Origin of the sequence: Pseudomonas sp. NPDC088885 (genome assembly GCF_044750025.1) — a bacterium.
GTDB lineage: Bacteria > Pseudomonadota > Gammaproteobacteria > Pseudomonadales > Pseudomonadaceae > Aquipseudomonas > Aquipseudomonas rustica.
This window is the reverse complement of record NZ_JBIVJB010000146.1, coordinates 1-7671: the sequence shown is the minus strand read 5'-3', so window position 1 is coordinate 7671 and position 7671 is coordinate 1. Positions and strand designations below refer to the sequence as shown.

The window sequence follows — 7671 nt, the reverse complement described above, 5'->3', positions numbered from 1 at the left end:
AGGACTCTGCGACCGATCTGAATGAGTTGGTCAACGTCCTTGGTGTATTCCACGCCAAGTTTGTCGTGGAACAAGGACGCGACCTGACCGGCATTCTTGTGGATCGCCGGCATAATGATGTGTGAAGGCTTCTCGTGGTCGAGCTGGACGATGTATTCCCCCATGTCGGACTCCAGGCATTCAATGCCTTGAGCCTCGAGGAAATGGTTCATCTCCATCTCTTCGCTGACCATCGATTTGCCCTTGATCACTTGCCGCGCCTCGTGAGCACGGATGATCGATAAGACGATGCCATTGGCCTCGTCCACCGTTTCCGCCCAGTGCACTGTCACACCGTTGCGGGTCAGGTTTGTTTCCAGTTGCTCGAGCAGGTCGGGCAACTTGGAGAGCGCGCGGGCTCTGATCGAGTTGCCCAGAGCACGCAAGTGTTCTCTTTCGTGGGCATCGCTGAAAGCGGCTGCCCGTTTGGTCATCAATGAATCCATCGCAGTGCGGAAGTTGTTCCGCAACTGCTGATCACCCAAGGCGTTGTGGGCCCGGGTGCGGAAATCTTCTTCTACGGCGACCGTAGGAATAATCGCGGAAGTGCTCATTGCGCACCTCCGGTTCGTTGCCACAGAAAGCTGGCGAGATGTTGCCCGCGTAGCGTTTCTTTTTGTTTCTCCAATGCGCCGTTGATGTTCATCAAACAGCCACAGTCGGCGCTCAACACCTTATGCGCGCCGGAATCCTTAAGCGAGCGGGTCTTGTCAGCCACCATCGCGCCGGAAATGTCTGGCATACGGACGCTGAATGTTCCGCCGAAGCCACAGCATTCGCTTTCGTGGTCGTGGTTGACCCGTTCCACGTTGCTCAACTGCGCCAACAACTCGCGACCGTGCAGGTGGGTGTTCATTTCGCGGCGTGCCGAACACGAAGTGTGCAGCGCGACTTTGACCGGTTCGCCGCTGTCCTTGAGCTGCACCTTGCAGACGAACAGCAGAAACTCGGCCAGTTCATAGGTGCGGGCCGCGAGGGCCTGAACCTGTTTCAACGTGTCCGGCTCGTCCTTGAACAAGTCGGCGTAATGCTCGCGCAGCATGCCCGCGCAGGAACCCGACGGCACCACCACCGGATAATCGCCGGCGAACAGCGCCAGTTGCGAGCGCGCTACCGTCCGCGCCTGCTCGGTGTAACCCGAGGTGTAGGCGGGTTGACCGCAGCAACTCTGCCCTTGCGGGTACTCGACCCGAATCCCTTCGCGCTCCAGCAAGTGGATCGCGTCCATCCCGGCTTCGGGGTAGAACAGGTCGACCACGCACGTACCGAACAGGTAGACCCGCGACGGTTTCTCGCTGGGGTATTGCCGAGGCTCGGGCAGTGGCGGTGCCACACGGGTCGCGTTTGGCACGGCGTTGTAAAAAAGCTCGCTCATCAGGCGTGTCTCCGGGTGGTCCCGGTTATCCGTCCGCTGAGGCTGCTGAATATAGAGAGTGTTGCTTTCAGCAGCCTTACAGACCGGGTGGTGAATTGCTGACGCCGGCATCACGAACCGGCGTCGGTTTTTTCCATGGTTCTTGTAGGTTTAGTGCACCAGCATGCCGGTGAACCAGTAGGCCTGAGCCAGAGTGATCAGACCGACAATCGTTGCAAAGAATAGGCTGTGCTTGAGGGTGAAGCGGAACAGATCCGATTCCTTGCCGACCAAACCGGTCGCGGCGCAGGCTACGGCGATCGATTGTGGCGAGATCATTTTGCCGGTCACGCCGCCGCTGGTATTGGCCGCTACCAGCAGGACATCGTTGACGCCGATCTGGTGTGCAGTGGTTGCTTGCAGCGAACTGAACAGCGCGTTGGACGATGTATCGGAACCGGTCAAGAACACGCCGAGCCAGCCGAGGAACGGCGAAAAGAACGGGAACGCCGCGCCAGTGCCGGCCAGCACCAAGGCCATGGTCGAGGACATGCCGGAATAGTTGGTGACAAAGGCGAACGCCAACACCATGCCGATCGACAGAATAGGCCAGCGCAGTTCGTAGAAGGTTTCTTTCAAAGTGGTCAGACCAGTTTTGAAATTGATCTTCAGCACCAGCATCGAGATCAGCGCCGAGAAGAAAATCGCCGTGCCGGTCGCGGAAATCGGATCGAGTTTGAACACCGCTGGAATCGCGGTTGGCGCAGCAACGATCGGTGCGGTCTTGATCACCAGTTGATCAAGGTGCGGAATCGCAAAGTTGAACACCCAGCTGTACATCGAGCCGCCAGCGGCGAACATCGCTTTGAAAGGCTTCAGCGTCCAGATCGTTACCAGCACGGTGAGGATCAGGAACGGCGACCACGCTTTGAAAATTTCCCCGAGGCTGTAAGGCGAAGCCACGGTGGTGCGCTTCTGGCCGAAACCACCGACGCTGGCGGTAATCGCAGCGCTGGAAGTGGCGCCTGCGATTTGCGCGCCGGCGGCGCGTTTCGGTTGCCAGACTTTGAGGAACAGGGTCAGGGAAATCAGGCTCGCTAGCGCCGAAGTGATGTCCGGCAGTTCCGGGCCAATGAAGTTGGAGGTGAAGTATTGGGTGATGGCGAAGCTCAGGCCCGCGACCAATGCAGCCGGCCATGTTTCGCGCACCCCGCGCAGGCCATCCATCATGAATACCAGCCAGAACGGCACGAACAGCGACAGCAGCGGCAGTTGGCGACCGGTCATGGCGCCGATCTTGAACGCGTCAATCCCGGTCACTTGGCCGGCAACGATGATCGGGATCCCCAAGGCGCCGAACGCAACCGGTGCGGTGTTGGCGATCAGGCACAGGCCAGCGGCGTACAGCGGGTTGAAGCCCAACCCGACAAGTAGCGCGGCGGTAATCGCCACGGGCGCGCCGAAACCGGCGGCACCTTCCAGGAACGCACCGAAGCAGAAACCGATCAGCAGCACTTGCAGGCGCTGGTCGTCAGTAATTGATAACACCGAACTGCGAATGACCTCGAACTGACCACTTTTCACCGTCAGTTTGTAGAGGAACACCGCCGCGACAATGATCCAGGCAATCGGCCACAAACCGTAGGCGAAACCATAACCGGCGGCGGCGAAAGCCATGTCGACCGGCATTTGAAACGCGAAGATCGCCACGGCAATCGACAGGGCGAGGGTGATGCTCCCGGTCACGTGGCCCTTGAGACGGAACACCGCCAGCGCGAGGAAAAAGAACACGATGGGGATGACGGCCGCGAGTGCGGACACGCCGAGACTGCCGAGCGGGCTGTAGAGCTGTTGCCAGGTTTGCATATGGGGTGGCCCCTAATTGTTGTTGGTCAGGCACTGTCAGCGTTCTTGGTTAATTGGTAAGACCAATTTACAATCGCTGTTCGCTAGGGTAAAAGCCTCGGTATCGGTGTGTCAATTTGTCGCCCTAAAACTTTTGTCGAACGTGCAGCGCAGATCGCGTCTGATCCGCTTCGACGAAGTGGCGTCTGGTAGGTGTCGGCAAGGCGCCGATAGGCCAGAATAGAGAGCCCGGCGAGCGGTCGGGATCGTGGAGAAGTGAGTTATGGGGTTTGATCAGATACGTCAGCGCCGTTTGTCTGACGATATTGTCGAGCGACTCGAGGGGATGATCCTTGAGGGCACGCTGAAGTCCGGTGAACGGCTTCCGGCGGAGCGCACGCTGGCCGAGCAATTCGGCGTATCGCGTCCGTCATTGCGTGAGGCGATTCAGAAGCTCGCGGCCAAAGGCTTGCTGGTCAGCCGTCAGGGCGGCGGCAATTATGTGGTGGAAAGCCTGGGCTCAACGTTCAGCGATCCGCTGCTGCATCTGCTCGAAAACAATCCTGAAGCGCAGCGCGACTTGCTCGAGTTTCGCCACACCCTGGAGGCATCGTGCGCCTATTACGCAGCATTGCGCGCGACGGACGTCGATCGTGAACGGCTGACGGCGGCGTTCGATGAGTTGCAGGATTGCTACTCGCGCCACGACGAAGTCAGTCGGGTGGAGGAGGGTGCGGCGGATGCGAAATTCCATCTGGCGATTGCCGAAGCCAGTCATAACGCGGTGTTGCTGCACACCATTCGTGGTTTGTTCGATCTGCTCAAGCGCAACGTGGTGACCAACATCGGCGGCATGTACAAGCAGCGCACGGAAACCCGCGACATGCTGATCACCCAGCATCGGGAATTGTATCTGGCGATTATTGAAGGTCGCGCGGAGCAAGCGCGGGAAGTCTCCAGCCGACACATTTTGTATGTGCAGGAAGTGCTGGAAGAGGTGCGGCAGGAGGTTCAGCGCATGGCTCGGGCGGAGCGGCGCAAGGGCATGTGATCAGTTGTTTATGTGTTGATGCTGCCATAGCTTTCGCGAGCAAGCCCGCTCCCACATTTGAAATGCATTCCAAATGTGGGAGCGGGCTTGCTCGCGAATACGCTTTAAAGGCAGAAGAAATTAATCTTCCTTGCCCTTGTTGCGCACAGCACGCTGCAGCTCACGACCAGCATCGCGTTCGCGCTCGGTGTCACGCTTGTCGTATTCCTTCTTGCCCTTGCCCAGAGCAATCTCGCACTTGACCATGTGCTTGCTCCAGTACCAGGACAGGCAGACGCAGGCGTAACCCTTTTGCTGCACCATCGCGGCAAGCTTTTCCAGCTCGCGGCGGTTGAGCAGCAATTTGCGTGTGCGCACCGGGTCAGCGATGACGTGGGTACTTGCGGTCATCAGAGGCGTGATGTGGCTACCGAGCAGCCACGCTTCGCCATCCTTGAGCAGGACATAGCTGTCAACCAGCTGTAGCTTGCTTGCCCGCAGACTTTTTACTTCCCAGCCGGCCAGGACCAGACCAGCCTCGAACTTATGCTCGATGAAGTAATCGTGTCGCGCCTTTTTGTTCTGCGCGATGGTCCCTGTTGGGTGTTTCTTCTGTTTAGCCATAGGGGCGGCATTATATGGAGATAAACGGCCGTCGGCTACGGTGATGCTGCGTGCTTGAGCAGGTTGAGTGAATCCCGGACAATGCGGCCTCTTTTTCTAACGCTTGGGCGTGATAAACGATGTCGACAGACAAGGTTTCTGTCCACGGCAGTTGGGCTAGCCGCTGGGTATTCATACTCGCCGCGACCGGTTCGGCCGTGGGACTGGGTAGTATCTGGAAATTCCCCTACATGGTCGGGGTCTACGGCGGCGGTGCGTTTGTACTGATGTTTCTGGCGTGTATCGCCCTGATCGGCATCCCGGTCATGCTCGCTGAAACCCTGATCGGCCGCCGCGCGCGGCAGAGTCCGGCGAACGCCTTGAAGGTATTGGCGCTGGAAGCCGGGCACTCGGCCAAATGGTCGTGGGGCGCGTTTGCCGGGATGATCACGGCATTGCTGATCCTGTCTTTCTATAGCGTGGTCGGCGGCTGGTCGCTGGATTACATCGTCGACATGGGTCGCGGTGACTTCCAGGGCGCGACGGCCGATCAAGTCGGTGCGTATTTCGGCAATGTCATCGCCGATCCATGGCGCCTGACACTTTGGCACACGATTTTTATGCTGCTGTCCGCCTTCGTCATCGCCAAAGGCGTGGTCGCCGGGCTGGAACGCAGCCTGCGCATCATGATGCCGTTGCTGTTTGTGATGGTGCTGGTGCTGCTCGGCTACAGCATGACCACCGGACATTTCATGGAAGGCGTGCATTTCATGTTCGACTTCCACCCGGAAAAAGTCCTCGACGGTCTGTTGCCTGCGATGGGCCACGCGTTCTTCTCGCTGAGCGTCGGCGTCGGCTCGATCATGATCTACGGCGCGTACATGCCGAAGAACGCGTCGCTGTCCGGCACGGTGGTCGGCGTGGCGCTGCTTGATACCTTTGTCTCGCTGGTCGCTGGTCTGGCGTTGTTTCCGATCGTCTTCGCCGCCGGCCTGAACCCGAGCGAAGGCCCGGGCCTGATGTTCGTCAGCCTGCCATTTGCCTTTGGTAACGTAGCCTTCGGCCAATTGATGGGCGTGGTGTTCTTCGTGCTGGTCGCCGTTGCGGCCTGGAGTTCGGCGATTTCTTTGCTCGAACCGATGGTGGCGTATCTGGTTGAACGCACCAAAGTCAGCCGCGCCTGGGTGACGTTCTGGTTGGCGTTTACCTGCTGGTTCGTCGGTTTGGGCACGGTGTTTTCCTTCAATATCTGGAAGGAAGCCAAATTTTTCGTGAACGAAGACGGTCTGTTCCATCTCTACCAATGGGGTGCGAAGAGCGGTCTGGACTTCTTCGGTGTGATCGATTTCTTCACCTCGCGGATCATGTTGCCGCTCGGTGGCCTGTGTTTTGTATTGTTCGCCGGATGGGTGATGGGGCGTGAAGCGGTGCGTGACGAGTTGTCGATCCGCAACCCGAAATTGTTTGCCCTGTCTCTGTTCTTGATGCGCTACGTGGCGCCAATCGGCATTGTTGTAGTGTTTGCCGCTCAGCTCTGGAAGTAACGCTTACATGACGACTCATATTCAACGCTCAGCCCTGTTGCCATACCCGGCGCAATTCCTTTACGACCTGGTCAACGACGTGGCGCGTTACCCGGAATTTCTCCCGTGGTGCTCGGAGGCCGAGGTGCTGGAAAGCTCGCCTGAGCACATGCGCGCCAGTGTAGGCGTGGCGAAGGGCGGGCTGAGTCAGCATTTCGTCACGCGCAATACACTGGTGCCGGGGCAGTCGATCGAGATGAATCTTGAGGAAGGCCCATTCAACCAGTTGCACGGCGTCTGGGTATTCAAGGCGTTGAACGAAAAGGCCTGCAAGATCAGCCTGGATTTATCGTTCGATTACGCGGGGCCGCTGGTGCGTGCGACGTTGGGGCCGCTGTTCAATCAGGCTGCCAACACGTTGGTGGATGCGTTCTGCCAGCGCGCCAAGCAGATGCATGGTTAAGCCGGTGATCGAGATAGAAGTGGTGTATGCCGCGGTTGATCGCCAGGTTCTGGGCACGGTCAGCGTGGCAGATGGCACGACAGTGCGTGCTGCGGTGCTCGCCTCGGGGATTGCTGAAGAGTTTCCTGAGTTGAATCTGGCGGAATGTCCGTTGGGGATTTTCGGCAAGGTCGTGCCGGATCCCGATTCGCGGGTGATTCAGGCGGGGGAGCGCATCGAGATTTATCGCCCTTTGCTCGCCGATCCGAAAGAAGTTCGACGCTTGCGTGCGGCCAAAGCAGCTGAGGCAAAAGCCCGAAATCTTTAAGATGCCAAACGCCAGACAATAAAAAACCCGGAATTTCCGGGTTTTTTATTGCGTCGCAAATTATTGCGGCGTGGTGTCCAGCGGCTCTGGTGTCGGAACCGGAACGGTTTCCACACCATCGACGTCCTTCTGGATCTGATCCAGCAAGGAACCTGGCTTGACCGGTTTTTCCGGTGCTGGCTTCTCGGTGTTTTCAGCAGGAGCGGTCACGTTAGTGCCACTGTCCTTACCGAGAATGGCTTCGTCACGGCTGACGCCCGGCATAAAGTCACCGGACAAGCTGACAAGCTGGTCGTTAGAGTTGAAGATAACGCTGACGCGTTCCTGTTGGCGTTCACCGCCACCCGGTTGCAGGCTATACAGGTAATCCCAGCGATCGGCATGGAACGTGTCGGTCAGCAGGGGGTTACCCATAATAAACCGTACTTGCGGCCGGGTCATTCCCGGGCGTAACTGGTCTATCATATCCTGCGTGACGACATTGCCCTGCTGGATGTCGATTTTGTA

General features: G+C 58.3%; 9 protein-coding genes. 4 read left to right on the top strand and 5 right to left on the bottom strand.

The features are described from left to right. From ACIP1X_RS27025 to ACIP1X_RS27015, 3 genes are all read right to left on the bottom strand, one after another. Positions 1-593, bottom strand: a 593-nt coding sequence (locus tag ACIP1X_RS27025; protein WP_400755801.1) for an LUD domain-containing protein, incomplete at its 3' end; no start/stop codon positions are given. Then, the gene (locus ACIP1X_RS27020; protein ID WP_008088292.1) at positions 590-1414 is read right to left on the bottom strand and encodes a (Fe-S)-binding protein; all 825 of its coding nucleotides are present in this window, start codon (positions 1412-1414) and stop codon (positions 590-592) included. The genes ACIP1X_RS27020 and ACIP1X_RS27025, both read right to left, overlap by 4 nt. A gap of 150 nt (positions 1415-1564) precedes the next feature. Then, positions 1565-3259 carry a lactate permease LctP family transporter gene (locus ACIP1X_RS27015; protein WP_400755800.1) on the bottom strand — a complete coding sequence of 565 codons (1695 nt, stop codon included), beginning with the start codon at positions 3257-3259 and terminating at the stop codon, positions 1565-1567. A 262-nt stretch (positions 3260-3521) separates the two neighbouring features. On the opposite strand from ACIP1X_RS27015, the gene ACIP1X_RS27010 reads away from it, so the two are divergent. Continuing rightward, positions 3522-4289, top strand: a complete 768-nt coding sequence (locus ACIP1X_RS27010; protein WP_212544105.1) for an FCD domain-containing protein — start codon at positions 3522-3524, stop codon at positions 4287-4289. 120 nt (positions 4290-4409) lie between these two features. On the opposite strand, the gene smpB is transcribed toward ACIP1X_RS27010, so the two are convergent. Beyond that, positions 4410-4892: an SsrA-binding protein SmpB gene (gene smpB, locus ACIP1X_RS27005; protein ID WP_008088297.1), complete on the bottom strand. Its 483-nt coding sequence runs from the start codon at positions 4890-4892 to the stop codon at positions 4410-4412. Between the two features lie 119 nt (positions 4893-5011). Here smpB and ACIP1X_RS27000 point away from each other — a divergent pair, with 119 nt between their 5' ends. The 3 genes from ACIP1X_RS27000 to ACIP1X_RS26990 are packed head-to-tail and all read left to right on the top strand — an operon-like array spanning position 5012 to position 7164. Further along, positions 5012-6415 carry a sodium-dependent transporter gene (locus ACIP1X_RS27000; protein WP_053117013.1) on the top strand — a complete coding sequence of 468 codons (1404 nt, stop codon included), beginning with the start codon at positions 5012-5014 and terminating at the stop codon, positions 6413-6415. A 7-nt stretch (positions 6416-6422) separates the two neighbouring features. Further along, complete coding sequence (locus ACIP1X_RS26995; RefSeq protein ID WP_400755799.1) at positions 6423-6857, top strand: type II toxin-antitoxin system RatA family toxin; 435 nt, start codon at positions 6423-6425, stop codon at positions 6855-6857. Beyond that, on the top strand, positions 6850-7164 hold the full coding sequence (locus tag ACIP1X_RS26990) for an RnfH family protein (protein WP_400755798.1): 315 nt from the start codon (positions 6850-6852) through the stop codon (positions 7162-7164). Before ACIP1X_RS26995 ends, ACIP1X_RS26990 begins: the two co-directional genes overlap by 8 nt. Positions 7165-7224: 60 nt before the next feature. On the opposite strand, the gene ACIP1X_RS26985 is transcribed toward ACIP1X_RS26990, so the two are convergent. Then, on the bottom strand, positions 7225-7671 hold a 447-nt coding region (locus tag ACIP1X_RS26985), incomplete at its 5' end, for an outer membrane protein assembly factor BamE (RefSeq protein ID WP_400755797.1).